The following is a 25,326-nucleotide window of genomic DNA, read 5'->3' as shown; positions in this document are numbered from 1 at the left end:
TTTAACCACCATGAGTAAACACGCAAGGAGGCGGCCCGGTGTCAATGTTTGACTGGCTTACCCTGGCGGGCCTGTGTCTGCTGGGGGCTGCCAGCCCGGGGCCAAGTGTGGCGGTGATCGTCGCCCAGGCATTGCGCGGTGGTCGCTTGCAGGGCGTTGTTGCCGCCCTCGCCCACGGTGCCGGGGTGGGCTGTTACGCTCTGCTGGCTGCGCTCGGATTGGCCGCCCTGGTGGCCAATGTGCCGGTGGTATTTACCGGCCTGCGCTGGGCCGGGGCCGTGTTTTTATTGTGGCTGGCATTTATGGCCTACCGCTCGGCACTGGCCGGGGTCGGTGTGTTCGACCCGCAAAGTAAAGCCGCGGCCGGTTTCGGCAAGGCCATAGCCACCGGCTTTCTGACCGCGTTCCTCAATCCCAAGCTGGCGCTGTTCTTTCTCGCGGTGTACAGCCAGTTTGTCTCGGCCCTGACGCCGCTGTCACAAAAGCTGGGTATGGCGGCGGTGTCGGCGGGGGTGGACGCACTCTGGTACCTGGTGGTGGCGCTGATGGTTACGCACCCGCGAGTGATCCGCGGCCTGCGCCGGCAGCAGCGCAACTTGCAGCTGGGTTTTGCGGTGTTGCTGGTGGTGGTCGCGCTGCAGGTGCTGGCGAATTGAGCGGGTGTTGGACGCTATAAGAGTAATGCAGTTGGATTTGGCTGGCAGCTGGGGAGTTTGATAAGCCCGGGAGTGTGACCAGCCCGGGCTTGCAGGGGCGGAGTTTCAGTCGCCAGTACCGGTACGCGCCCGGTCAGGCCGGCTTCTGGAACAGGCGCTGTTTTTCCCGGTTCCAGTCGCGCTGCTTTTCAGTTTCGCGCTTGTCGTGCATCTTCTTGCCCTTGGCTAGGGCAATTTCACATTTTACCAGGTGGCCCTTCCAGTACAGCGCCGTGCACACGCAGGTGTAGTCTTTCTGCTCCACCGCCTGCTGCAGCTTGGCAATTTCCTTGCTGTGCAGCAGCAATTTGCGCTGCCGAGTGGGCTCCACTACGAAGTGGGTGGAGACAGTGGACAACGGTGTGATCTGGGCGTTGAGCAGCCAGGCCTCCCCATTCTTGAAGAAGACATAGCTGTCGACAATCTGCACCTTGCCCTCGCGCAGGCTTTTGACTTCCCAGCCATTGAGGGCGATACCGGCTTCGAACTTGTCCGTCAGGTGGTAGTCAAAACGCGCCTTTTTGTTTTGCGCGATGGTGCCGCCGGAGGACGATTTTTTGGATTTCTGTTTGCTCATGGCGGCGGATTATAGCGGTATGGCGCGGGTGAAGATACAGTTTAAGCGCCGTTGCGGTGATGGGAAGCGCCTTTTAAGCCAGGCGCATTCTCAATGGCGGGACCCTGGTTGTGGAGCCCTGGTTGCCAGGTAACGGATGCGAGGCTCTGGTTGTGAGGTATTGGCTGCGCGGCTTAAATCAGGTTGACGCCAAAAAACTTGGTCAGCACGGTATTGATAAATACCAGCAGCAGAATCACCGGGATAAAAGTGCCGAGGGCCAGGTTGGTGTAGCGCTCCAGCAGCGAGCCCTTGTAGTCCGGCGCGCCCTGCTCCAGCTCCCGGTCGAAGTTGGATTTCTTCCAGCGGTAACTCACCATGATGCAAATAAGGAAGCCGTTCAGTGGCAGGATGGTGTCGTAGAACACGTCCACTACCAGGTCAAAAACGGATTTGTCGGCGCCACCGTAATGGAGAAAGTGGGTAAAGAATTCCACGATCCCGAAAGACAAGGCACAGACCAGAGCGAACAGCGCGATGCCCAGCCCGACTATTAATAGCGCCTTTTTGCGGGAGTAGCACATCTGGTCCATGACCCCGGATACTGGCACTTCGATAATGGAGACCAGCGAGGTGAGGGCGGCAAAAAACACCAGCAAAAAGAAAATGGCGGCTACTGCGCTAGCGCCGGTGTAGCCGGCCACTCCTTCCATGGCGAGAAAGATTTTCGGCAGGAAGGTGAAGATCAGGGCCACCGATGAGCTGGACAGCTCTTCGGTATCGATGTCGGGATTAAAGGCAAAGATTGCCGGCAGTATCATCAGGCCGGCGGTAAACGCCACCGCGGTATCGGTGAGGGCGACCAGCTTGGCGGAGCCGGAGATGCTGGCGCCGCGGTTCATGTAGGAGCCGTAGGTGATGAGAATGCCCATGCCCAGCGAGAGGGAAAAGAAGGCCTGGCCCATGGCGCCGTTGATGACCGAGGCGTCGATCTTGCTGAAGTCGGGGATCAGGTAGAACCTGAGGCCGGCCACCGCGTTGTCCAGGGTCAGGACAAATATCACCAGCCCCAGCAGCAGGACAAACAGCGAGGGCATCATGATCTTGGCGGCCCGCTCGATGCCGTCCTTGACCCCGAACTTGAGAATGACGCCGACGATGGCTGCGATCAGGGCGAGCAGGGCGTACACCTGGCCGCTGTTGATAAACTCGCCAAAGTAGTCGGGGTCGGCCAGCTCTTGCAGGTTGCCGCCAAGAATAGCAAACAGGTAGCCCAGCACCCAGAGGGTGATGACTCCGTAGAAAACTGCGATCATAAAGGGGGTGATCAGGGCCAGCCAGCCGGCGATGGGCCACAACTTGTGGCCGTTGGCAAAAAAGCGATAGGTGCCGAGGGGGTTCTTCTGGCTGTTGCGGCCGGCGGCGAGCTCGGCCATCATCACCGGCAGGCAGATGAGGAAAACAAACAGGGCGTAGATAAACAGAAAGGCGGCACCGCCGTTCTTGGCCGCATTGACTGGAAAGCCCACCAGGTTGCCGATGCCTACCGCCGAGCCGGCGGCGGCGAGGATAAAACCCAGGCGGGATCCAAACTGTTCACGCGGAGCTGTCATTGTCGCCTCAATACTCAAAACCGGTTGTCGGGATACTAGCAACTTTACTAGGCCTTGTCCTTTTAGCAATAGCACAAATATTGGCATCTGCACCTGGAGTCTCTACAATCCTGCGGCTCTACAAGAGCGAACCGGTCGTTGGGTGAGTATGTGAAACAAATAGAGCGCAGTGCCCTGGTGGCTTTTTCCAATAAGCAGATGTTTGATCTGGTCAACGACATCGAGGCCTACCCCCAGTATATGAATGGCTGCGTGGGCGCCGAGGTGCTGGAAGTGCACCAGGACTGTATCGTCGCCAGGCTGGATCTCGCCAAGTTGGGTATGAGCTACAGCTTTGTGACCCGCAACCAGTTGCAGTACGGCAAGGCCATGGATATGCAGTTGGTGGAGGGCCCCTTTACCAGCTTCAGCGGTTTGTGGTTGTTTGAACCGCTGGCGCCGGATGCCTGCAAGGTCTCTTTGAGTCTGGAGTTTGAGTTCAGTAATGTGTTGGTTGCCAAAGCGGCCAGCAAGTGGTTTGAGTCAATTGCCAACGAATTGGTGAGCGGGGTCTGCCGTCGCGCCAACCAATTGTATGGCAGTTAGGACGGGGTGGGAGAAAACTATGTCAGATATCCAGGATATCACCGTGGAGGTGGCCTACGCGCTACCCGACAAGCAAAAGATTGTTGCCCTGCTGGTGCCGCCGGGCACCACCGCTTTGCAGGCGGCGCGCCGTTCCGGGCTGGAGAAGGAGTTTCCGGGGCTGGACTATGACAGCGCCAGGATGGGCATCTTTGGCCAGGCGCTGGGCACCAAGGGCCTTAAGAAGCCGGCTGAACACGTCTTGCAGGAGGGCGACCGGGTGGAGATTTACCGCCCGCTTACTTCCGACCCCAAAGAGGTGCGGCGCAAGCGGGCTCAGAAGTCCCGGGCTGAGGCGGACTAGTTGCTGCTTTCGGCCCGAGTGGCGTCGGGCACAAAATCGCCGCTGAAGTGGCTGAGCTTGTCGTCTACAAAGAAAATGGTGATTCGCTCTTTGGTGGGTTCGCCCTTGGCGGGAATCAGGGTATATATATAGTCCCAGCGATTTGGGTTAAAGGTATCCTGCACCAGTGGATTGCCCATGATGTAGCGCACCTGGCGCTGGGTCATGCCGGGCTTGAGTTGGTCCACCATCTCCTGGGTCACAATATTGCCTTGCTGGATATTGATCTTGTAGACGCCGGGAAATTTAAAATACTGGCAACCTGACAGGGCAAGCAGAGACAGAATAAGAAGCAGGCGATGTACAGGTTTTTGCATATCAGGGGTTCCACAAGGTAAAGCGAAAAGGGATAATACCCGATCTCTAACGGCTGTGAGAAGCGCCCTGTAGTTTTTTTACTGTTCGCTTCCTCATGCTCGTCATGCAAGAAATTCAGGGCTTGATCGAACAGGTGGGGCCCGCACCCGAGGTAAATTATGTCTGATGAAAACCAGGAGCTGCGCAAAGCGGGTCTGAAAGTCACCCTGCCGCGAGTAAAAATCCTGCAAATGCTGGAAGCTTCTGAGCAGAAACACCTGAGTGCGGAGGAAGTGTACAAGCAGTTGATGGAGGCCGGGGAAGATGTGGGGCTGGCCACTGTCTACCGGGTGCTGACCCAGTTTGAAGCGGCCGGGCTGGTGGAGCGGCATAACTTCGATGGCGGCCACTCGGTGTTCGAGCTGGAGCGCGGTGACCACCACGACCATATGGTGTGCACCGAGACCGGCGAAGTGGTGGAGTTCCACAACGATGAAATCGAATCCCTGCAGGAAGAGATTGCCCAGCAGCACGGCTACGAGATTATCGGCCACAGCCTGGTGCTGTACGTGCGGCCGCTGAAGGATAAAAAGTCCTGAGCTGGCCAGCTCAACGGGTAAATATATGAACAAATAACCCGGCGTCAATCCGGTCGGGGACTACAATAATCGCTAATAATAGCTAAAGCACAGAGGATAAGGCCGCAATGAGTGATGACCGCTCGGGCAAGACAAATATCAACCTGGACCTGGTGCAGGTGCTGGATCTTGGCTGTGGCATTCTGCGCCAGCTGTTTTTCAAGTTGCCCGAGAGTCGGGCCAAGGCGGCGCTCAAAGACCTGAAGAACGGCAGTACCCTGTCGCTGGGGGAGATGACCCTGCGGCCCAAGGGGGCGGCGGCAGATGCGCCGGAGGCGGGCAAGGTGCCGCTGGCGCTGGAGCTGGATTACAGTGAATTTCGCGGCCCCGGCTTCAGCTTTCCGGTGTACCGGGCTGCACTCAATGCCATGCTGGACAAGATCGCGCTGGCGATGCGGGCGAAGAAAGACCTGAACATCCTCACCAACCAACAGACCGGCGGTATGTTGATTCATCAGCCCGGGGTGATTCAGCTGGGTGAGCAAATCAATGTGCTGTTGCTGGCCATTGAACCGCCGAAAACCAAAAAAGGCGGGGTGGTGTTTCGCTTGATGTTTGTCGATCCGGACCAGTACAAGCGCAAGGATGCTGAGCAGGTATCGCCTGAAGCCTAAAGGCCCTGAAGTCTAAAGACTAAAAGCCCAGAGGCCCGTTACTCAGCCATGGCCAGCATCTCCTTGGCGTGAGCGATGGTCTGGCGGGTCAGCTCGGTACCGCCCATCATACGGGCAATCTCCATAATCTTGTCTTCACCCTGCAGCTCGCTCAGCACGGACTGGGCTGAGCTGTGGTCGCTCTCCTTGTGCACCCGCAGGTGCTGCTGGCCCTTGCTGGCCACCTGGGGCAAGTGGGTGACACAGATGATTTGCCCCTGCTGGCCCAGGGTGCGCAGCAACCGGCCCACCACGTCTGCGGTGGCGCCGCCGATGCCCACATCCACCTCGTCAAATACCAGTGTGGGGGTGGTAGAGCTCTGGGCAGTGACCACCTGAATGGCGAGGCTGACCCGGGAGAGCTCGCCGCCGGAGGCAACTTTGGCCAGCGCCTTGGGCGGCTGGCCCGGGTTGGTGCTGATCAGGAACTCTATCTCATCGATGCCGTGGGCGCTGGCCTGCTCTTCCTGCCGCTGCAGGTGAATCTCAAAGCGGGCGTTTTTCATGGACAGGGCCTGCAGCTGCTCATTAACCGCCTGTTGCAGCTTGGTGGCGGCGCGCTGGCGCCGGGCGGAGAGCTTTTCGGCGCAATCCAGGTACTTTTTATGGCTGCGCTGGGCCTGCTGCTCGAGCTCGTCGAGGGCGTCTTCACTGCCGTCCAGCCCCGCCAGTTCGGCGCTCAGGTCGTGGTGTAGCTCGATCAGGGCTTCCGGTTTGACCCGGTGTTTGCGGGCGATGTCGTAGCAGCTGGAGAGGCGCTCCTCCACTTGCCGCAAGCGCAGCGGATCGAGCTCAAAGTTGTCGATGTAGTGGCTCAGCTCCGAGTGCGCTTCCTGCAGCTGGATCTGGGCGTTGATAAACAGTTCCTGGGCGCTGCTGAGGCGCTCCGGTTTGTCGCCGTATTTATCCAGAATACTCAGCGCCCGGCTCAGGGAGTTCAGCAGGCCGGCCTCGTCGTCCTCGCACATCTGCGCCAGTTGCTGGCTCAGCTGCAGGCTGGACTCGGCATTGGCCAGCTCCTGTTGCTCGGCCTCCAGCTGCTCTATGGCCCCGGCTTCGAGACCGAGGGCGTCCAGCTCCTGCACCTGGTAGCGCAGCAATTGCAGGCGGGCGGTGATCTCTTCGGCATTGTCGCGGTGCTGGATGAACTTGCGCTCGGCGCCGTGCCAGGCGCGGTAGAGTTCCCGGCACTGCTCAACTAATTCCTGCTGGCCGCCAAAGTCGTCCAGCAGGCTGCGGTGGGTGTCTTTTTTCAGCAGTGATTGGTGGGCGTGCTGGCTGTGCAGGTCGATCAGCATCTCACCCATCTCTCTCATCTGTGCCAGTGGTGCCGGGTGGCCGTTGATGTAGCCGCGGGAGCGACCATCACTGGTGACCACGCGGCGCAGCAGGCATTCCTTGCCCTGTTCCAGGTCGCGCTCCTGCAGCCACTGGCGGGCTTGGGGAATGGCTTGCAGGTCAAAGGTGGCGCAGATGTCGGCCTTGTCACAACCCCGCTTCACCTTGTCGGAATCGGCCCGGTCGCCCAGAGCGAGGCCGAGGGCGTCGAGCATAATGGATTTACCCGCCCCGGTTTCGCCGGTGATGACCGTCATCCCGGATTTGAATTCGAGTTCGAGGGAGTCCACCAGGGTAAAATTTTGCACGCTGAGATGGGTCAGCATGTTGCGCCTCCTGCCGGCAATTCAGGGTTTAGGGGTGTAAGAATATACATGGTTATTTATACAGTTCTTTTTGGATTTCAGCAACTGTCTGTGATCGGGCTTTTTACGCCCCTTGAAAGTCGTATCTGCGGCCCCATATTGCAGTGGCACCACTGGGTAATCGTGTTGGGCGTCAACAGCTTTGCCCGCCAGTGACCTTGCAGATCAAACCAGCCAGCGAGAATTTACGGAGTGTAGAGTGACAGCAGAAAATCAGACACCGCCCGAAGACGATAAAGTGGAAGCCACTGCGGCCGCCGAAGAAGCCCAGGCAGGTGCGGGCGCGGAGCAGGACGTGCCGCCCACGGTTGATGCCGTGCAGGCGGAAATCGAGAGCCTCAATGCCCAGTTGCACGAGGCCAAAGAACAGGTGCTGCGGGCCCAGGCCGATGTGCAGAATATCCGCCGCCGCGCTGAGCAGGATGTGGAAAAGGCCCATAAATTTGGCCAGGAGAAGCTGGTCAACGATCTGTTGCCCGTGGTGGATAACCTGGAGCGGGCACTGGAGGCCATGGATGTCGACAGCGAGGCGCTGAAGCCTGTGCTGGAGGGGGTGCAGCTCACCCTGAAATCATTTCACGACACCCTGGCACGGCACAAGGTGGAGGCGGTGGATCCTGTCGGCGAGCCTTTCGATCCGCAGAAACACCAGGCCATGACCATGGTCGCCAGTCCCGACGTGGAGCCCAATACGGTTATCAATGTTTTCCAGAAAGGCTATACGCTGCACGGTCGCCTGGTGCGTCCGGCGATGGTGGTGGTGGCCAAGGCTCCGGAGTAGTAGCCGGGGTGAAACTGCCTGGAGCGAGCAGTTGCGCAGCAAGTCAGGCAGTATTTAAGCAATAAATGGTGTCGGCGGGGTTGAAAAGTGGGCAATCGGTCCAATATTGACCTTATCGAAATTCAACGCCCGGCGCGGTTGGTTCTGGCCAGGCAAATTTGAAACGTGATCAAGCAGAAATTCCAGACGAATTGGAGAGGATTGAAATGGGTAAAATTATAGGTATAGACCTGGGGACCACCAACTCCTGCGTAGCAGTATTGGAGGGCGGCAAGCCCAAGGTAATCGAAAACGCCGAGGGTGATCGCACCACCCCGTCTATCGTTGCATTTACTGACGATGCCGAGATCCTGGTAGGCCAGAGCGCCAAGCGCCAGTCAGTTACCAACCCCAACAACACCCTGTTTGCGGTCAAGCGTTTGATCGGTCGCAAGTTCAAGGACGACGTGGTCCAGAAAGACATCTCCATGGTCCCCTACAAGATTATCCAGGCCGACAACGGTGATGCCTGGGTTGAAGTCAAGGGCGACAAGAAGGCGCCGCCGCAGATTTCTGCTGAAGTCCTGAAAAAGATGAAAAAGACCGCCGAGGACTACCTTGGTGAAAAAGTGACCGAAGCGGTAATTACCGTACCGGCCTACTTTAACGATTCCCAGCGCCAGGCGACCAAAGACGCCGGCAAGATCGCCGGTCTGGAAGTCAAGCGTATCATCAACGAGCCCACCGCTGCGGCTCTGGCCTACGGTATGGACAAGGCCAAGGGCGACCACACCATTGCGGTATTCGACCTGGGTGGTGGTACTTTCGACATCTCCATCATTGAAATCGCCGACGTCGATGGCGAGCACCAGTTTGAAGTGCTGTCCACCAACGGTGACACCTTCCTCGGTGGTGAAGACTTTGATATGCGCCTGATCGAGTACCTTGCGGGCGAGTTCAAGAAGTCCAACGGTATCGATTTGCACAATGATCCACTGGCGTTGCAGCGCCTGAAAGAAGCCGCTGAAAAAGCCAAGATCGAGCTGTCTTCCTCACAGCAGACTGAAGTCAACCTGCCCTACATCACTGCCGATGCCACTGGTCCCAAGCACCTGGTGGTCAAGCTGACTCGCGCCAAGCTGGAGTCGCTGGTGGAAGAGCTGGTCAAGCGCTCCATGGAGCCGGTCAAGATCGCTCTCGCCGACGCCGGTCTGTCAGTCAGCGAAATTGACGATGTGATCCTGGTGGGCGGACAAACCCGCATGCCCATGGTGCAGCAGAAAGTGGCTGAGTTCTTCGGCAAGGAAGCGCGTCGCGACGTCAACCCCGATGAAGCCGTGGCCATGGGTGCTGCCATTCAGGGTGCGGTACTGGCCGGTGATGTGAAAGACGTATTGCTGCTGGATGTAACTCCGCTGACCCTCGGTATTGAAACCATGGGTGGAGTGGCGACTCCGTTGATCGAGAAGAACACCACCATCCCGACCAAGAAGTCGCAAATATTCTCCACTGCCGAAGACAGCCAGACTGCAGTGACTATTCACGTGGTCCAGGGTGAGCGCAAGCAGGCCAGCCAGAACAAGTCGCTGGGTCGCTTTGATCTGGCGGACATTCCGCCGGCACCCCGTGGCATGCCACAAATCGAGGTTACCTTCGATATCGATGCCAACGGTATTCTCAATGTCGGCGCCAAAGACAAGGCCACCGGCAAAGAGCAGTCCATTGTTATCAAGGCGGCTTCTGGCCTGTCTGACGATGAAATTGAGAAAATGGTGCAGGATGCCGAGGCCAATGCCGAGGCGGACAAGAAGTTCGAAGAGCTGGTCACTGCCCGCAATACTCTCGATGGCTTGATCAGCGCCACCCGCAAGACTCTGGAAGAAGCCGGCGACAAGGCCTCTGAGGAAGAGAAGTCAGCCATCGAAGCGGCCCTGAAGGAAGCGGACGAGGCCGTCAAGGGCGGCGACAAGGCGGCGATGGAAGCAGCGACCACCAAGTTGACCGAAGCCTCTGGTTCGCTGGCACAGAAAATGTATGCCGAACAGGCGGCCCAGGCCGAAGCAGCCGCTGGTGCGGGCGCCGAAAGCAAGGCCAATGCGGCCGCAGATGACGGTGTTGTCGACGCTGAATTCGAAGAGGTCAAGGACGACAAAAAATAATCTGTCGGTGCAACAGCCTTATTGTTGCTCGTGAGGTTCGCGCCAGGGACGGCGCGTATAGTTGATAAGTTTGCGCGGGCCTGGCCCGCGTTTGCCGTTTCATGAAGAAAATTTAAGCTGAATTCCTATGTCCAAGCGTGATTATTATGAAGTCCTCGGCGTCAGTCGCGATGTGACCGAGAAAGACCTGAAGAAAGCCTACCGCCGGGTGGCGATGAAACACCACCCGGACCGCAACCCCGATGACAAGGAGTCGGAAGAAAAATTCAAGGAGGCCAGCGAGGCCTACGAAATTCTTTCCAATCCGGAGAAGCGCTCGGCCTACGATCAGTTCGGGCACGCGGGAGTTGATCCCCAGGGCGGTGGCTTCGGCGGTGGCGGCTTTAGTGGCGGCGGCAGTTTCAGCGACATCTTCGGTGATGTGTTTGGCGATATTTTTGGCGGTGGCGGCGGTGGCCGCGGCCGCGGCCCAATGCGGGGTTCGGACTTGCGCTACACCCTCGAGCTCGACCTCGAGGATGCGGTCAAGGGAACCACGGTCAAGATTCGTGTGCCGACCCTGGTCAGTTGTGAGCCGTGCGATGGTACTGGCGCCAAGTCCGGCAGCAAGCCTACCTCCTGTACCACCTGTGGTGGTGCCGGCCAGGTGCGCATGCAGCAGGGCTTTTTCTCGGTGCAGCAGACCTGCCCACGCTGTCGTGGTCGCGGCTCGGTAATTACGGATCCTTGTAATACCTGTCACGGCCAGGGCCGAGTCGAAGAGACCAAGACCCTGTCGGTAAAAGTGCCGCCCGGAGTGGACACCGGCGATCGCATCCGTCTCGGCGGCGAGGGCGAGGCCGGGCCGGAAGGCGGGCCTGCCGGCGACCTGTACGTACAGGTATCGGTCAAGCCACACGAGATATTCGAGCGCGACGGCAAGAATCTCTACTGTGAGGTGCCGGTGAGTATCGTCGACGCGGCCCTGGGTGGCGAGCTGGACGTGCCGACCCTCGAGGGCCGGGTCAAGTTGAAGGTGCCGGCGGAAACCCAGACCGGCAAGATGTTCCGACTGCGTGGCAAGGGGGTGACCCCGGTGCGCGGCGGTGCGGCCGGCGACCTGATGTGCCGGGTAGTGGTGGAGACGCCGGTGAACCTGAGTCACAAGCAGAAAGAGCTGCTCAAGGACTTCAAGGAGTCCATGAAGGGCGACAAGAATTCACCCAAGCAGGACTCCTGGTTTGAAGGCATGAAAAACTTTTTCGGCGATATGAAGCTTTGACAGCCATTGCCGCTGGCGCCAGACTTTAGCTGTCGGCGGCTGCCCGGCTGTCCTGCATCAAACCCGGGCACAGCGTGTGGCGCGCACGCGGCAGCCCCCGGGCGTGCGGATCAGGCGCATTGGCATTAGACGCAACACGATTAGATCAATAGAAGAGAAGAGTCATGGTCAGAATGGCGGTGACCGGTGCGGCCGGTCGAATGGGCAGAATGTTGATAGAGACCATTGCCAGTACCGAAGGCGCGGTGTTGACGGCGGCCTTCGAGCGCCCGGGCAGCTCGTTGATCGGTGCTGACAGCGGCGAGCTGGCGGGGCTGGGCAAGAACGGCATAGTGATCGCGGCGCAAGTCGAGGCAACGCTGGAGCAGTTCGATGTGTTGATCGATTTCACCGCGCCAGCCGCCACGCTGGCCAACGCCGCGGCCTGCGCCGGAGTCGGTCGCAAAATGGTGGTTGGCACCACCGGGTTTACTCCGCAGCAAGAGCAGCAGCTGCTGGCTTGCGGGGACCAAATTGCTCTCTGTAAGGCGGCCAATTTCAGCACCGGCGTCAACGTCGCCCTGAAATTGTTGGAGCAGGCCGCGGCCACCCTGGGTGACGATTACGATATCGAAATCTACGAGGCCCATCATCGCCACAAAGTGGATGCCCCCTCGGGCACGGCGCTGGCCATGGGCGAGGCTGTGGCGCGGGGGGTAAATCGCAATTTGCGCGAAGTGGCGGTCTATGGCCGCGAAGGGCAAACCGGAGCGCGCAAGCGGGAGACCATTGGCTTTGCCACGGTGCGCGGTGGCGACGTGGTCGGCGACCACACGGTGATGTTTATGGCCGATGGTGAGCGGGTAGAAATTACCCACAAGGCGTCCAGTCGCATGGCGTTTGCCCGCGGCGCGGTGCGCGCTGCGGTGTGGTTGGCGCAGCAGGATGCCGGCGTCTACTCGATGCAGGATGTGCTGGGTCTCTGATTGACCCATCGGCATCTGCGCGCAGGTGCCGAGCAAGCCACGATTAGCCTTCCTGGGCAACACCTTCCGGGCAACCTTGAGAGCCGTTTTTTAACCGCTGCGGAGGGTTTAGTCAACCTGTCGCCCCGCGCCCGCGGTCTTTACCCCTCCGCTTATATCGTTCTCGCTACTACCCATTTTGCTACTACCAATTTTGCTACTACTACCAGCCCTCTCGCTAGCGCCCCTCAGCTGCGTTTTCTCTGCGGATGATATTGCCCGTGTGCCCTGTAGGCGGTGGCGCAGCTGATTATCTGCTTTATAAGTTGCAGCCTGTCGTATCAGCCACTATCTGTCCTGCCATTGGTTGTTAACTCGCCGATAGCGTCTAAGCTAAGTGATGGGTATTGCTCGGAGCGCAGTTAAAGAATTTTCCGAAATCCGCGATAGTAATAGTGAGAGTTAATTAAAGTCGCTGGCTGCCGCCGGCCGAATGGTGCATCGGTCCGTGGCAGTCGTGTAAATGAGATGGTGTTATGGGTAGCTTGTCGTTGAAGTACAAAGTATTGCTGGGGGTGACGATAACCAGCATTGTCGGGGTGATTATTTCCAGCGTGGTGCTGGTGCAGGGTGAGGTGGGTCGTCTGCACGATGCTATTCGCAAGGACAGTGTTACCCTGGCGAGAATTGTTGGCGGCAGCAGTGCCGGTGCCGTCGCCTTTGATGATACCGAATCGGCGCGCAGCACACTGATGACGCTGGATAACAGTGCCCGCGTGCAGGCTGCGGTAATTTATCGCGCTACTGGCGAGCCGTTTGCCTGGTACGTCAAAGGCGACGGACGCAGCAAGGGGCGCCTGCCCGCCGGCTTGCCCAACCGGCCAGAAGGCAACAAGGTGGAGTTTGGTGACACCAGCTTGTCGCTGTTCGAGCCGATCTATGTCGATGGCGAAGAGGCTGGCTCGATTTATATGCGCGTTGGCCTCGGCGAGATGGAAGAGGCGGTCAGCCAAGCGGTTTGGAGTGCCATAGCAACTGGCGCGGTCATCAGCTTGCTGGCGGCGGCCATTTCATTTCTGGTGCAGGCCAGTATCACCGGCCCGATCAATAATGTGGTGCATGCCCTCAAGGATATGGCCGAGGGTGAGGGCGACCTCACGCGCCGGCTGGAGGTGGGCTCCAGCGACGAGGTGGGCATGCTGGCGCACTGGTTTAATACCTTTATCGGCCGGGTGCACCAGATTATTTCCGAATTTTCCGTGACTGCTTCTGAATTGAACCAAAATGCCAATCGTCTCTCGGCCACGGCGCGCGAGACCGAGCGCGGGGTGGTGAGCCAGCAGACCGAGATCCAGCAGGTGGTCGCCGCGGTGCGGGAGATGGCCTCAGTGGTGGAAGATGTGGCGCGCAATGTTACCCGCACGGCGGAGAATGCCGAGGTGGCGGACGGCGAGGCGGTGGAAGGCAACCGGGTGGTCAAGGCTACCATGGGGCAAATCGAGAGCCTGGCACAGGATATCCACAAGGCTTCGGAAGTGATCGACCGGCTGCAGCAGGAGACGGACAATATAGGGTCGGTGCTGGATGTGATCCGGGGAATTGCCGAGCAGACTAATTTACTGGCGCTGAATGCAGCTATTGAGGCGGCTCGTGCCGGGGAGCAGGGCCGCGGGTTCGCAGTGGTGGCGGACGAGGTTCGCACCCTGGCGTCGCGCACCCAGAGTTCCACCCAGGAGATTCAGCAGATGATCGAGCGCTTGCAGTCCGGGGCCCGCGACGCGGTACAGATGATGGGTAAGGGAACAGTGCAGGCAGAGGAGTCAGTGAGCCAGGCGGAGGCGGCCAGCCGCTCGCTGAACGCCATCACCGAGGGGGTCAGCTCGATTAAAGACAAGGCCAACCAAATGGCCAGCGCCTCGGAAGAGCAGAGTGCTGCAACCCGGGAGATGGAGCGCAATATGAATAATATCGCCGACGTTGCCCGCCGGACTTCGGAGGGCTCGGTGGAGATTGCTGCAAATACCGTCGAGTTGGCTCGCCTGGCCGACAAGATGGAGGCTACGGTCAAGCAGTTCAAGCTCTAGGGCCAGTGACTCGGCGCCAACCGGGGGCTCTGTGATTGGACAAGGGCCAAGCCATTCCAGTACAATTGCGTTTTAGATTGATCTGGACCGTTGCCGCGAAATACAGCAGGCTCGATTGATTCAGGAAGCGAAAATAAGAAGCGAGATGAAGCGTGTGGTTTCATCTCGCTTTTTTGCAACTTGATTGCCCTTTCTTTAATTAAATGACTCATACCAATAGTGCTGAAGCGCCGCGGCCGCACTCGGTCTGGCGAAAATACAAGTACAGGTTGCGCGAATCCGCCGGCCAGAGCTCCCGCACCGCGGGTGACGGCAGGTGAATGTACTGCAACCACAGTTTAGGAGGCCGACTTGAACACAGACTACCATCGACCCGCAATACTCGTGCTAGAGGACGGTAGTGTTTTCCGTGGCAAAGCCATAGGTGCGGAAGGTATTGCCACTGGCGAAGTAGTGTTTAACACATCCATGACGGGCTACCAGGAAATCCTGACGGACCCGTCCTACGCCCAGCAAATTGTCACCCTGACCTACCCCCATATTGGTAACGTTGGCACCAATGACGAGGATGAAGAGTGTGGCCAAATCTGGGCCACGGGGCTGGTGATACGGGATTTGCCGCTGCTGGCGAGCAACTTCCGCAGCCAGCAATCCCTCGATGACTACCTGCGCTCCCGCAAAATTCTCGGCATTGCCGAAATAGACACCCGCCGCCTGACCCGAATCCTGCGGGATAAGGGCTCCCAGAGGGGCTGTATCATGGCTGGTGAGGTGGATGAAGCGCAGGCGCTGCAGGCGGCCCGTGACTTTGGCGGCCTCAAAGGGCTGGACCTGGCCAAGGTAGTGTCGACCAAAGAGTCCTACACCTGGCAGGAAGGCAGCTGGCAGCTGGGTAAAGGCTTCACCCGGCCCACTGAGTTCAAATTCAACGTGGTGGCCTACGATTACGGGGTCAAGCGCAATATCCTGCGCATGCTGGTGGATCGCGGCTGCAACCTGACGGTAGTGCCGGCGCAAACCTCCGCCGCAGACGTGCTGGCGCTGAAGCCGGACGGGGTTTTTCTCTCCAATGGGCCAGGCGACCCGGAGCCCTGTGATTACGCCATTACCGCGATTCAGGAGCTGCTGGAAACCGAGATACCTATTTTTGGTATTTGCCTGGGGCACCAGTTGCTGGCCCTGGCATCGGGCGGCAAAACCGTAAAAATGGGGCACGGACATCACGGCGGCAACCATCCGGTGCAGAACCTGGAAACCGGCACGGTGATGATCAGCAGCCAAAACCATGGCTTTGCTGCGGATATGGATGGTCTGCCGGCTAACCTGCGGGTCACCCACAAGTCGCTGTTTGATGGCACCCTGCAGGGCATACACCGCACCGACAAGCCCGCTTTCAGCTTCCAGGGGCATCCCGAAGCCAGCCCCGGGCCGCACGATTGCGCCCCGCTGTTCGACCACTTTATCGAGCTGATGGCAGCTGGCAGATAGCCCCCCGGGCGAGGGGCCGCAGCGCGGCCACCTCGCGAAAGCACCCTTAAAGTACCCAATTAATAGAGCACAATATGCCGAAAAGAACCGACATCAAAAGCATTCTTATCCTCGGTGCGGGCCCGATCGTGATTGGCCAGGCTTGCGAATTTGATTACTCCGGGGCACAGGCCTGTAAGGCGCTGCGCGAGGAGGGTTATCGGGTTATCCTGGTGAACTCCAATCCGGCCACCATCATGACCGACCCGGCCATGGCCGACGCGACCTATATCGAGCCGGTCGAGTGGCGCACCGTGGCACAGATTATTGACAAAGAGCGCCCCGACGCGGTCCTGCCTACCATGGGCGGGCAGACGGCCCTCAATTGCGCCCTGGCCCTGCACGATAACGGCGTACTGGAGAAGTACGGCGTAGAGCTGATTGGTGCCAACCAGGAGGCAATTTACAAAGCCGAAGACCGCGACGCCTTCGACAAGGCGATGAAGAAAATTGGTCTCGAGTGCGCCCGGGCTGATATCGTCCACACCATGGATGAGGCGCGGGAAGTGCCGAAGAAATTCGGCTTTCCGGTGATTATCCGGCCGTCTTTCACTATGGGTGGCTCCGGTGGCGGGGTGGCTTATAACTGGGAAGAGTTTGAAGAAATCTGCGCCCGGGGGCTGGACCTCTCGCCCACCAATGAGCTGCTGATCGATGAGTCCCTGCTGGGCTGGAAAGAGTTCGAAATGGAGGTGGTGCGCGATAAAAATGACAACTGCATTATCGTCTGCTCCATTGAGAACTTTGACCCCATGGGTGTGCACACCGGTGACTCGATCACCGTAGCCCCGGCCCAGACCCTGACCGACAAAGAGCTGCAGATTATGCGCAACGCCTCGCTGGCGGTATTGCGCGAGATCGGCGTGGAAACCGGCGGTTCCAATGTGCAGTTTGCCATGCATCCGGAGAACGGGCGCCTGGTGGTCATTGAAATGAACCCGCGGGTGTCGCGCTCGTCGGCGCTGGCCTCCAAGGCCACCGGCTTCCCCATTGCCAAGGTCGCAGCCAAGCTGGCGGTGGGCTATACCCTCGATGAACTGCAAAATGACATCACCGGGGGGGCTACTCCGGCCTCATTCGAGCCCTCCATCGATTATGTGGTGACCAAGATACCGCGTTTCACCTTTGAGAAGTTCGGCGCCGCCGATGCTCGCCTTACTACCCAGATGAAGTCGGTGGGAGAGGTGATGGCCATCGGCCGCACCTTCCAGGAGTCAGTCCAGAAAGCCCTGCGCGGTCTGGAAGTGGGCTCGGCCGGATTTGAGCCCAAGGTAGACCTGAGTTCGGATGAAGCCATGACCCGGATCCGGCGTGAGCTGGGCACTCCCGGTGCCGAGCGCATCTGGTACGTGGGCGACGCCTTCCGGGCTGGCATGAGCATCGAGGAAGTGTATGAAATCTCGGCCATCGACCGCTGGTTCCTCGCGCAAATCGAGGACCTGATCAAAAGTGAAGCAAGGTTGGCCTCCATGCCGTTGGGCGAAATTGACCAGCAACTGATGTACGGCATGAAGCGCAAGGGCTTTTCCGACAAGCGCCTGGGTACCCTGTTGGGAGTGAGCGAGAAGACACTGCGCTCGCACCGCTACAAGCTGGACGTACACCCGGTCTACAAGCGGGTGGATACCTGCGCCGCAGAATTTGCCACCTCCACTGCCTATATGTACTCGACCTACGAGGAAGAGTGTGAGGCCAACCCCTCCAGCCGTGACAAGATCATGGTGCTCGGTGGCGGCCCCAACCGCATCGGCCAGGGTATTGAGTTTGATTACTGCTGTGTACACGCGGCCCTGGCCTGCCGGGATGACGGCTTTGAGACCATTATGGTCAACTGCAACCCGGAAACTGTGTCCACCGATTACGACACCTCCGATCGTTTGTTCTTTGAGCCGGTCACCCTGGAGGATGTGCTGGAAATCGTGCGCAAGGAGAAGCCCAAGGGGGTTATCGTGCAGTTCGGTGGCCAGACGCCACTGAAAATCGCCCGCGCCCTGGAGGCCGAAGGCGTGCCGATTATAGGCACCAGCCCCGAGGCTATCGATCGGGCGGAAGATCGCGAGCGCTTCCAGCAAATGTTGATGCGGCTGGATTTGAAGCAGCCCTCCAACGCCATTGTACGCTCCACTGAAGAGGCGGTGCGCAAGGCTTCCGATGTCGGCTACCCGTTGGTGGTGCGACCCTCCTATGTGCTCGGCGGTCGGGCCATGGAGATCGTCTATAAGGAAGAAGAGCTGCGCACCTATATGCGTGAGGCGGTGCAGGTGTCCGACGACGCGCCGGTACTGCTGGATCGCTTCCTCAACTCCGCTATCGAAGTGGATATCGACGCCGTTTGCGATGGCACCGATGTGGTGATTGGCGGCATTATGCAGCACATCGAGCAGTGTGGCGTTCACTCCGGTGACTCCGCTTGCTCGCTGCCGCCCTATTCGCTGCCGGCCAGTGTCCAGGATGAGATGCGTGAGCAGGTGCGCAAGATGGCGGTGGAGTTGGGCGTTATTGGCCTGATGAACGTGCAGCTGGCCTACCAGGACGGCGAGATCTACGTGATCGAGGTCAACCCGCGCGGTTCGCGCACGGTGCCGTTTGTATCCAAGTGTATCGGAATTTCCCTGGCCAAGGTGGCGGCCCGGGTGCAGGCCGGCAAGAGCCTGGCCGAGCAGGGTTTCACCCGCGAAGTGGTGCCGGAGTATTTCAGCGTCAAGGAGGCGGTGTTCCCGTTTAACAAGTTCCCGGCGGTGGACCCGATCCTCGGCCCGGAGATGAAATCCACCGGTGAGGTAATGGGCATTGGCGACACTTTCGCCGAAGCCTATTTCAAGGCCCAGCTGGGCGCCGGTGATGAGATTCCGTCGTCTGGCAAGGTGTTTATCAGTGTCCGCGACTTTGATAAAAGCGGCCTGGTGCCGGTGGCCAGTGAATTTGCCAGCCTCGGCTTTGAACTGGTGGCCACCCGCGGTACCGCCAAACTGTTGACCGATAACGGTTTGCAGGTGCAGGTGGTCAACAAGGTTATGGAGGGGCGCCCGCATATTGTCGATATGATCAAGAACGGGGAGATCTCGCTGGTCTTTAATACCACCGAAGGCAAACAGGCGATCAAGGATTCCGCTTCCATTCGCCGCAGCGCCGAAAATCGTCGGGTGTACTACACCACCACCCTGGCGGGCGCCGAGGCGGTTTGCGTGGCGCTGAAATTTGGCAAGAATCAACAGGTGCGCAGTTTGCAGGAGTTGCACACACGGGTGAATCGCACTGCGGAGGGAGAGCAATGAACAAGGTTCCGATGACAATTGAGGGTGCAGAAGCGCTCCGGGCGGAGCTGGATCAGCTCAAAAAGGTCGACCGTCCGCGCATTGTGCAGGCTATCGCCGAGGCGCGCGAGCACGGTGATTTGAAGGAAAATGCCGAGTATCACGCCGCGCGCGAGCAGCAGGGCTTTTGCGAGGGGCGAATCCAGGAGATCGAGGGCAAGCTCGCCAGTGCCCAGATTATCGATATCAAGCAGATTCCGCCGGCCGACAAGGTTATTTTTGGCACCACGGTGGATATCATCAACCTGGACAATGACCAGCGCGTCACCTACAAAATCGTCGGTGATGATGAGGCCAATGTGAAGTCCAACAAGATCTCGATCAATTCGCCCATTGCCCGGGGTTTGATTGGCAAGGAAATCGGGGATGTGGTGGTGGTTCGCACTCCCGGTGGCGAAGTGGAGTACGAGATCGACGACGTGCGCCATCTCTGATTGTCTTGTGAGGGCGGCGCGACCCGCAGGGCTGCACTGCTCTCACTTTCCTTGCTGCCGGTTCCCGCGGCAGGTTTTTCTTTCCTCCTCTTTGAATTTGCCAGTAATTGGCATTAGTTGAGCCTGTGCCTGCTGGTTTTTGGGGTGTCAGTTCTTTTTCCGGCCTGGCTCCGGGGGCTTGCTTTCAAGACTCGCCGTGCACCCATCCCTGGGGGCTCCACGACAGCATCCATGCTGTCGAGGGTCTTGAAAGCAAACCCCCGAAGCCAGACCTACTATCGCGCCAGCTGGATGATGTTTGTACGCTAGCTGGATGAGGGGGAGCCGGTAGCTTAGTGCTTGGGTCTCAGTTCTTTCCCCGGCCTGGCTCCGGGGGCTTGCTTTCAAGACTCGCCGTATACCCATCCGTGGGGGCTCCACGACAGCATCCATGCTGTCGAGGGTCTTGAAAGCAATCCCCCGAAGCCAGGCCTGCTTTAGTGCCAGCTGGACGATATCAAACTGGTAATGCAAGTGCGCCTGGAGTAGGGTGACGACGGCAATATTAAGTTGTGCAAAATTGAATTTTGCAAAATATTATGTGGAGGCAGGAATGGGTATTTACGAAATGACAGCCGAGGCCCTCGGTGGTGAAAAGGTGGCGTTAAACGAATTTGCAGGCAAGGTCATACTGGTGGTAAATACCGCCAGCAAGTGTGGCTTTACTCCGCAGTACAAGGGGCTGGAAAGCCTGTATCAACAGTACAAGGATAAAGGGCTGGTGATCCTGGGGTTTCCCTGCAACCAGTTTGGTGGCCAGGAGCCCGGCGACGCCGAGGAGATCGGCGAATTTTGCGAGCGCAATTTCGGCGTCACTTTTCCGCTGTTTGCCAAAGTGGATGTGAACGGCAGCAATGCCCACCCACTGTTTAACTACTTGAAGGATGAGGCGCCGGGCCTGCTCGGCTCGAAGAAAATAAAGTGGAACTTTACCAAGTTCCTGGTGGGGCGCGACGGCAAGGTGATCAAGCGTTTCGCACCGACGGATACTCCCGCGGCCATTGAAAAAACCCTCCAGCAGTTGCTTTGAGCGGTTGCCTGTGACTGCCTCGGTACCCTCCCAAAACCAGTCGCTGGTGCGTCTCGATAACCAGTTGTGCTTTGTGTTACACGCCTGTACCAGGTCGCTGGCCAAGGCCTACCAGCCACTGCTGAAAGCGCTGGGGCTGACCTATACGCAGTACCTGGTGATGATGGTATTGTGGGAGTGGGCGGCGCATGCACCTGCCGAGCCGACGGTCAAGGCATTGGGTGAGCGCCTGTACCTGGATTCCGGTACCCTGACCCCGCTGCTCAAGCGGCTGGAAAAAAGCGGTATGATAACGCGCCGGCGCAGCAGCGCTGATGAGCGCCTGGTGCTGATCGAGGCGACCGCCCGGGGGCTCGGGCTGGAATCCCAGGCGATTGATTATCTGTGCCAGTGGCGCGAGGCTTTTGGCGGCGTCGATGCCGGGTCTCTGCGCACGGAATTGAGTCGGTTGCTGGCGGCATTGACGGCGGCCCGGTAAGCGGGTGCGCCACTAATACTTTGGAGTCGAAGTGAATCTGCACGTATTGTTGGAACGAATGGCCGATGGTCAATTCCATTCAGGGGAGGCCCTCGGTGAGGTGCTGGGAGTCAGCCGCACAGCGGTGTGGAAGCACCTGCAGAAGCTGGAGAGTTTTGGTATTGCGCTGGAATCGGTGCGAGGCAAGGGCTACCGTGTGCCCGGCGGCCTTGAGCTGTTGGATCGGGCCCTGATCGAGGCCGGTCTCAATGCCCAGGCGCGGGCACTGTTGACCGAGCTGGAGGTGCTGCAGTCTGTGGATAGCACCAACAGTATCGCCATGGCACGAGCCAGCCGCGGCAATGGCAATGGCTATATTTGCCTGGCTGAGCACCAGTCCAGTGGTCGCGGGCGTCGCGGCCGCAAGTGGGTTAGCCCGTTCGGCCAGAGCCTCTACCTCTCTGCGGTGGTGGAGTTCAGCGGTGGTGCCGCTGCGCTGGAAGGGCTCAGCCTGGCGGTTGGGGTGGCGCTGGTCAATGCGCTGCAGGAACTGGGGGCCGAGGGGGTTGGTTTGAAATGGCCCAACGATCTGCTCTGGGATGGACGCAAGCTGGCAGGTATCCTGCTGGAGATGACCGGCGACCCGGCGGGTATGTGCCAGGTGGTGGTCGGGGTCGGTTTGAACGTGTCGGTGTCGACGCTGGCCTCTGCGGAGATTGACCAGCCCTGGGCGCAGTTGCGAGAGCTGCTGCCGGACCTGTCCCGCAATCAGCTGGTGGTGGCCCTGTTAAACCACTTGCTGCCGGCCCTGCAACGTTTCCAGGGCGGCGGTTTTGGCGCCTTTCAGGAAGAGTGGGAGGCGTTGCATTTGTACCACGATCGCCCGGTGTCGATGTTGCTGGGCAATAATCGCGTCGACGGCATCGCCCGGGGGGTGTCCGCGGCCGGTGCGCTGCGGGTGGAGGTTAACGGCAAGATAGAAGAGTATAACGGTGGCGAAGTGTCGCTGCGTGCGCTCGCGGGTGAGTCGGGTGCCGCGCCGGCATAGCCGCGTTGCGCCAAGGCGGAGTGCATTGATGTGACACTGCTGGAAATCGATGTTGGCAATACGCGCCTGAAGTGGCGCTTGCGCAGCGGCGGGCAGGTGCTGGGGCGAGGCGCTCTGGTGCGTCGCCAACACGCCTCCCCGGCCGCGCTGCTGGCGACCTTGCAGGCAGCGCTACTGCCGCTGCTGCGGGGCGGGAGACTGCAGCAGGTATGGGTGGCGTCGGTGGCGGCCGAGGAGGTCAGTACTGCCCTGGCGGCCTGGGCCGAGCAGGAGTTTGCAGTCTGCGCCGAGTTCGCCCGGGTTAGCGCCAGTGCTGGCGGGGTCCGGGTCGGCTACGACGACCCGGCGCGACTGGGGGTGGATCGCTGGCTGGCGGTGCTGGCCGCGGCGCGCCGGGAGCTGGATGGTGTGGTCGTGGTCGACTGTGGCAGCGCCATCACTGTCGATATTCTGCAGGGTAACATTCATCAGGGGGGCTATATTGTGCCCGGTTTGCAGTTGATGAGGGCGGCCCTGTTCAAGGATACGGCCCGGGTCAAAGTGGCGGCCTGGCAGCCTACCGATGGCGCACCGGGTCGCAATACCGAAGCTGCGGTTAACGGCGGCCTGCCGTTGATGGTGACGGGGTTCGTACGTGAGGTGCTGGCCCGCCAGGCCGCCGCGGGTTGGTGGCAGCCGGGTTATCGTGCCGGGGTACTGCTGACGGGCGGCGACGGCACATTGCTGCAGCGGCAATTACAGGTGGCGGGGGACGTCGATATCTATAACCTGGAGCTGGTTGAAGATTTGGTGCTCGACGGCCTGCAGTGGTCGGCGAAACGGCCGTGGCAGGGTGTTGCAGGTGGTGAGCCTGCTGCGCGGGACGGTGGTTAAAAAGGACGAATATGCGCTGGATTTTTATGTCACTGCTGGTGGCCAATATCGCACTGTTTGCTTATCTGTGGCAGGGCGGAGCGGGCGATTCGCAGCCACTGCAACAACAGGCTGTGGCCGAGGGCGCGTCTCTGGTGCTGTTGAGCGAGTTACCGGTGACTGGCGGCCAGAGTGCGGCGGACAAGTCGTCACTGCAGGGGCCGGTTGTGCGCACCGCCGGGAGTGAGTTGTGTACCCTGGTTGGCCCTTTTCCCGCGCTGTTACGGGCGGAGTATTTCCAGGAGCATCTGCAGGCGTTGGCCATTCGCGCCACTATCAGGCAGCTGGAGGTGCCCGGGGAGCCGGGTTACTGGGTGTACCAGTCGCCGCAGCCGTCGCGCAAGGCCGCTTTACGACGATTGCAGGAGTTGCAAGCCAAGGGCATCGACAGTTTTGTTATTCCCAAAGGGGAGTTGGAGAACGGCATTTCCTTTGGCCTGTTCACCCAGGAAAAGGGCGCGCACCAGCGCCTGGCGCAAGTGATCGAATACGGCTACGAGGCGACCATCAAGAAGGTTGAGCGCAGCGCTGAGGAAATCTGGGTCTCCCTGCCCGCGGCGGAAGCCGAAAAAGTCGCCGAGGCTATGTGGCTCGAGCTGCTCAATCGGGAGGAAGGGCTGGAGATGAGACAAAATTTTTGCCCAGCTGTTGCGTCCGAGTAAAAGTTTCTCTAGAATCCCGCCCTCACTAAGAGCAGAGCAGGTCCATTCTGCGCTTTTGGAAGTGAATAGAGCTGGCGTAGCTCAGTTGGTAGAGCAGCTGACTTGTAATCAGCCGGTCGGGGGTTCGACTCCTCTCGCCAGCTCCATATTTATTCACCTTTCTATTGTAACTGTGTGAAATTCCGAGAAATTATCGGTTGACAGTGGTGAGGTTGAGGCGGAAAATAGCGCCTCTTTTTCGCAGGGGTTCCCGAGTGGCCAAAGGGATCAGACTGTAAATCTGACGCGCAAGCTTCGGTGGTTCGAATCCACCCCCCTGCACCATTAGAATTAAGAGTCTGCTGGCAAGTTCGGCAGAATGCTTGAAAAAAGAGCCAAGCCCTGCGGGGTGGGTGAGAAGCACCCGGGTTCGACTACAAGCGTAGCGCAGGAGAGCACCGCGAAGCGGTGACCCGAAGGGTGAGGGCCAAGGGCCCGAATAATCCACCCCCCTGCACCATTAGAATTAAGAGTCTGCTGGCAAGCTCGGCAGGTGGGCTGGTTAGCCAGAATCGAGAGGCCAGTAGCAGCCTCTGATTAATAGTAAGAGTAGTTGGATCGCTGGCAGCTGTAAAGTGGTTTGGCGCCGCTAAATAGGTTTGGCGGGTATAGTTCAGTGGTAGAACCTCAGCCTTCCAAGCTGATGATGCGGGTTCGATTCCCGCTACCCGCTCCAGGTTCTGCGTTGTACAACCGGGTTGTGCAAGTAAAAGTGCAAGAAAAAGCTCTTGTAGCTCAGTTGGTAGAGCACACCCTTGGTAAGGGTGAGGTCAGCGGTTCAAATCCGCTCAAGAGCTCCAGTAATCACGTCGTAGAAAGCATAAGTATGCGTTCTAGCGGCGTTTTTGTGTGTTTGTAAAGGCGGCTGTATCTGGTCGTCAGTTTGGAAAGTGTCAACCTGAGGAGGCCCTCGTAATGGCAAAAGCAACTTTTGAGCGTAAAAAACCGCACGTTAACGTGGGCACCATTGGTCACGTTGACCATGGTAAAACAACTTTGACTGCAGCGCTGACGCGCGTCTGTGCGGAAGTATGGGGCGGCGAAGCCGTTGCTTTCGACGGTATCGACAATGCGCCGGAAGAGCGTGAGCGTGGTATTACCATCGCCACCTCACACGTGGAGTACGATTCACCGATTCGTCACTATGCCCACGTTGACTGCCCCGGCCACGCCGACTACGTCAAAAACATGATCACCGGTGCTGCCCAGATGGACGGTGCGATCCTGGTGTGTGGCGCGACCGACGGTCCTATGCCGCAAACCCGTGAGCACATCCTGCTGTCCCGCCAGGTCGGTGTACCTTACATCGTGGTATTCCTGAACAAGGCTGACCTGCTGGCAGAAGATTGCGGCGGCGTGGATTCCGAGGAATACGCCGAGATGCTGGAACTGGTTGAAATGGAACTGCGCGAACTGCTGGAGCAGTACGAGTTCCCGGGTGACGACACTCCGATCATTGCCGGTTCTGCCCTGATGGCCCTCAACGGTGAAGATGAGAACGGCCTGGGTACTACCGCTGTGAAGACTCTGGTAG

Annotated in this window: 23 protein-coding genes, 4 tRNA genes and 1 other RNA gene; 24 read left to right on the top strand and 4 right to left on the bottom strand. The window is 59.0% G+C overall.

Going from position 1 to position 25,326, the window contains the following annotated elements:
• The first annotated feature begins 44 nt into the window (after nucleotides 1–44).
• The gene (locus G8764_RS06265; protein ID WP_166163222.1) at nucleotides 45–656 is read left to right on the top strand and encodes a LysE family translocator; all 612 of its coding nucleotides are present in this window, start codon (nucleotides 45–47) and stop codon (nucleotides 654–656) included.
• A gap of 133 nt (nucleotides 657–789) precedes the next feature.
• Here G8764_RS06265 and smpB read toward each other — a convergent pair whose 3' ends face one another.
• Both smpB and G8764_RS06255 read right to left on the bottom strand, forming a co-directional pair.
• Nucleotides 790–1,272: an SsrA-binding protein SmpB gene (gene smpB, locus G8764_RS06260; protein WP_166163219.1), complete on the bottom strand. Its 483-nt coding sequence runs from the start codon at nucleotides 1,270–1,272 to the stop codon at nucleotides 790–792.
• Nucleotides 1,273–1,445: 173 nt separating this feature from the next.
• Nucleotides 1,446–2,864, bottom strand: a complete 1,419-nt coding sequence (locus tag G8764_RS06255; RefSeq protein ID WP_166163216.1) for a sodium-dependent transporter — start codon at nucleotides 2,862–2,864, stop codon at nucleotides 1,446–1,448.
• Between the two features lie 150 nt (nucleotides 2,865–3,014).
• On the opposite strand from G8764_RS06255, the gene G8764_RS06250 reads away from it, so the two are divergent.
• Complete coding sequence (locus G8764_RS06250; protein ID WP_341806317.1) at nucleotides 3,015–3,449, top strand: type II toxin-antitoxin system RatA family toxin; 435 nt, start codon at nucleotides 3,015–3,017, stop codon at nucleotides 3,447–3,449.
• A 19-nt stretch (nucleotides 3,450–3,468) separates the two neighbouring features.
• A complete protein-coding gene (locus G8764_RS06245; RefSeq protein ID WP_166163213.1) occupies nucleotides 3,469–3,792 on the top strand; it encodes an RnfH family protein in 324 nt (107 codons plus the stop codon).
• Here G8764_RS06245 and G8764_RS06240 read toward each other — a convergent pair.
• Entirely contained in the window at nucleotides 3,789–4,148 is a 360-nt protein-coding gene (locus tag G8764_RS06240) for an outer membrane protein assembly factor BamE (protein ID WP_166163210.1), read from the bottom strand. The two genes, G8764_RS06245 and G8764_RS06240, sit on opposite strands and share 4 nt — an antisense overlap.
• A 159-nt stretch (nucleotides 4,149–4,307) precedes the next feature.
• On the opposite strand from G8764_RS06240, the gene fur reads away from it, so the two are divergent.
• A complete protein-coding gene (gene fur / locus G8764_RS06235) occupies nucleotides 4,308–4,727 on the top strand; it encodes a ferric iron uptake transcriptional regulator (protein WP_166163207.1) in 420 nt (139 codons plus the stop codon).
• A gap of 107 nt (nucleotides 4,728–4,834) precedes the next feature.
• Entirely contained in the window at nucleotides 4,835–5,380 is a 546-nt protein-coding gene (locus G8764_RS06230) for a hypothetical protein (protein ID WP_166163204.1), read from the top strand.
• Nucleotides 5,381–5,418: 38 nt separating this feature from the next.
• Here the strand turns inward: G8764_RS06230 and recN are convergent, their stop codons facing one another.
• Nucleotides 5,419–7,083, bottom strand: a complete 1,665-nt coding sequence (gene recN, locus G8764_RS06225) for a DNA repair protein RecN (RefSeq protein WP_166163201.1) — start codon at nucleotides 7,081–7,083, stop codon at nucleotides 5,419–5,421.
• A 238-nt stretch (nucleotides 7,084–7,321) separates the two neighbouring features.
• Here recN and grpE point away from each other — a divergent pair, with 238 nt between their 5' ends.
• The 19 genes from grpE to G8764_RS06130 form a co-directional block, all read left to right on the top strand.
• A complete protein-coding gene (grpE, locus tag G8764_RS06220) occupies nucleotides 7,322–7,903 on the top strand; it encodes a nucleotide exchange factor GrpE (RefSeq protein ID WP_166163199.1) in 582 nt (193 codons plus the stop codon).
• A gap of 206 nt (nucleotides 7,904–8,109) precedes the next feature.
• Entirely contained in the window at nucleotides 8,110–10,041 is a 1,932-nt protein-coding gene (gene dnaK, locus G8764_RS06215) for a molecular chaperone DnaK (protein WP_166163196.1), read from the top strand.
• 127 nt (nucleotides 10,042–10,168) lie between these two features.
• The gene (gene dnaJ, locus G8764_RS06210; RefSeq protein WP_166163193.1) at nucleotides 10,169–11,302 is read left to right on the top strand and encodes a molecular chaperone DnaJ; all 1,134 of its coding nucleotides are present in this window, start codon (nucleotides 10,169–10,171) and stop codon (nucleotides 11,300–11,302) included.
• A gap of 164 nt (nucleotides 11,303–11,466) precedes the next feature.
• Nucleotides 11,467–12,267 carry a 4-hydroxy-tetrahydrodipicolinate reductase gene (dapB, locus tag G8764_RS06205; protein ID WP_166163190.1) on the top strand — a complete coding sequence of 267 codons (801 nt, stop codon included), beginning with the start codon at nucleotides 11,467–11,469 and terminating at the stop codon, nucleotides 12,265–12,267.
• Between the two features lie 515 nt (nucleotides 12,268–12,782).
• Nucleotides 12,783–14,330: a methyl-accepting chemotaxis protein gene (locus G8764_RS06200; RefSeq protein ID WP_166163187.1), complete on the top strand. Its 1,548-nt coding sequence runs from the start codon at nucleotides 12,783–12,785 to the stop codon at nucleotides 14,328–14,330.
• Between the two features lie 351 nt (nucleotides 14,331–14,681).
• Nucleotides 14,682–15,818, top strand: coding sequence for a glutamine-hydrolyzing carbamoyl-phosphate synthase small subunit (gene carA / locus G8764_RS06195; RefSeq protein ID WP_166163184.1), 1,137 nt, complete (start codon nucleotides 14,682–14,684; stop codon nucleotides 15,816–15,818).
• A gap of 74 nt (nucleotides 15,819–15,892) precedes the next feature.
• Complete coding sequence (gene carB, locus G8764_RS06190) at nucleotides 15,893–19,132, top strand: carbamoyl-phosphate synthase large subunit (RefSeq protein ID WP_166163181.1); 3,240 nt, start codon at nucleotides 15,893–15,895, stop codon at nucleotides 19,130–19,132.
• Nucleotides 19,129–19,605 (top strand): transcription elongation factor GreA, encoded by a 477-nt coding sequence (gene greA, locus G8764_RS06185; protein WP_166163178.1) that lies wholly within the window; start codon nucleotides 19,129–19,131, stop codon nucleotides 19,603–19,605. Before carB ends, greA begins: the two co-directional genes overlap by 4 nt.
• 592 nt (nucleotides 19,606–20,197) lie before the next feature.
• Complete coding sequence (locus G8764_RS06180) at nucleotides 20,198–20,674, top strand: glutathione peroxidase (protein WP_166163175.1); 477 nt, start codon at nucleotides 20,198–20,200, stop codon at nucleotides 20,672–20,674.
• Nucleotides 20,675–20,684: 10 nt separating this feature from the next.
• On the top strand, nucleotides 20,685–21,152 hold the full coding sequence (locus G8764_RS22725) for a transcriptional regulator, SarA/Rot family (RefSeq protein WP_166163172.1): 468 nt from the start codon (nucleotides 20,685–20,687) through the stop codon (nucleotides 21,150–21,152).
• Nucleotides 21,153–21,183: 31 nt separating this feature from the next.
• Entirely contained in the window at nucleotides 21,184–22,179 is a 996-nt protein-coding gene (gene birA / locus G8764_RS06170; protein WP_341806316.1) for a bifunctional biotin--[acetyl-CoA-carboxylase] ligase/biotin operon repressor BirA, read from the top strand.
• Nucleotides 22,180–22,209: 30 nt separating this feature from the next.
• Nucleotides 22,210–23,052 (top strand): type III pantothenate kinase, encoded by an 843-nt coding sequence (locus G8764_RS06165; RefSeq protein ID WP_166163169.1) that lies wholly within the window; start codon nucleotides 22,210–22,212, stop codon nucleotides 23,050–23,052.
• Nucleotides 23,053–23,063: 11 nt separating this feature from the next.
• Nucleotides 23,064–23,753: an SPOR domain-containing protein gene (locus G8764_RS06160; RefSeq protein ID WP_166163166.1), complete on the top strand. Its 690-nt coding sequence runs from the start codon at nucleotides 23,064–23,066 to the stop codon at nucleotides 23,751–23,753.
• A 70-nt stretch (nucleotides 23,754–23,823) separates the two neighbouring features.
• A tRNA-Thr gene (locus tag G8764_RS06155) sits at nucleotides 23,824–23,899 on the top strand.
• A 94-nt stretch (nucleotides 23,900–23,993) separates the two neighbouring features.
• Nucleotides 23,994–24,077 (top strand) — tRNA-Tyr (locus G8764_RS06150).
• Between the two features lie 47 nt (nucleotides 24,078–24,124).
• A non-coding RNA gene (locus tag G8764_RS06145) (RtT sRNA) lies at nucleotides 24,125–24,252 on the top strand.
• A 142-nt stretch (nucleotides 24,253–24,394) separates the two neighbouring features.
• Nucleotides 24,395–24,468, top strand: a tRNA-Gly gene (locus G8764_RS06140).
• A gap of 48 nt (nucleotides 24,469–24,516) precedes the next feature.
• Nucleotides 24,517–24,592 (top strand) — tRNA-Thr (locus G8764_RS06135).
• 115 nt (nucleotides 24,593–24,707) lie between these two features.
• Nucleotides 24,708–25,326, top strand: a 619-nt coding sequence (locus tag G8764_RS06130) for a GTP-binding protein (protein ID WP_166163163.1), incomplete at its 3' end; no start/stop codon positions are given.

The sequence above is a fragment of the Pseudomaricurvus alcaniphilus genome (assembly GCF_011440395.1).
In the GTDB taxonomy this organism is placed as follows: Bacteria; Pseudomonadota; Gammaproteobacteria; order Pseudomonadales; family Cellvibrionaceae; genus Pseudomaricurvus; species Pseudomaricurvus alcaniphilus.
Note: the sequence above shows the minus strand (reverse complement) of the source record. Positions and strands in the feature narration are given on the sequence as shown.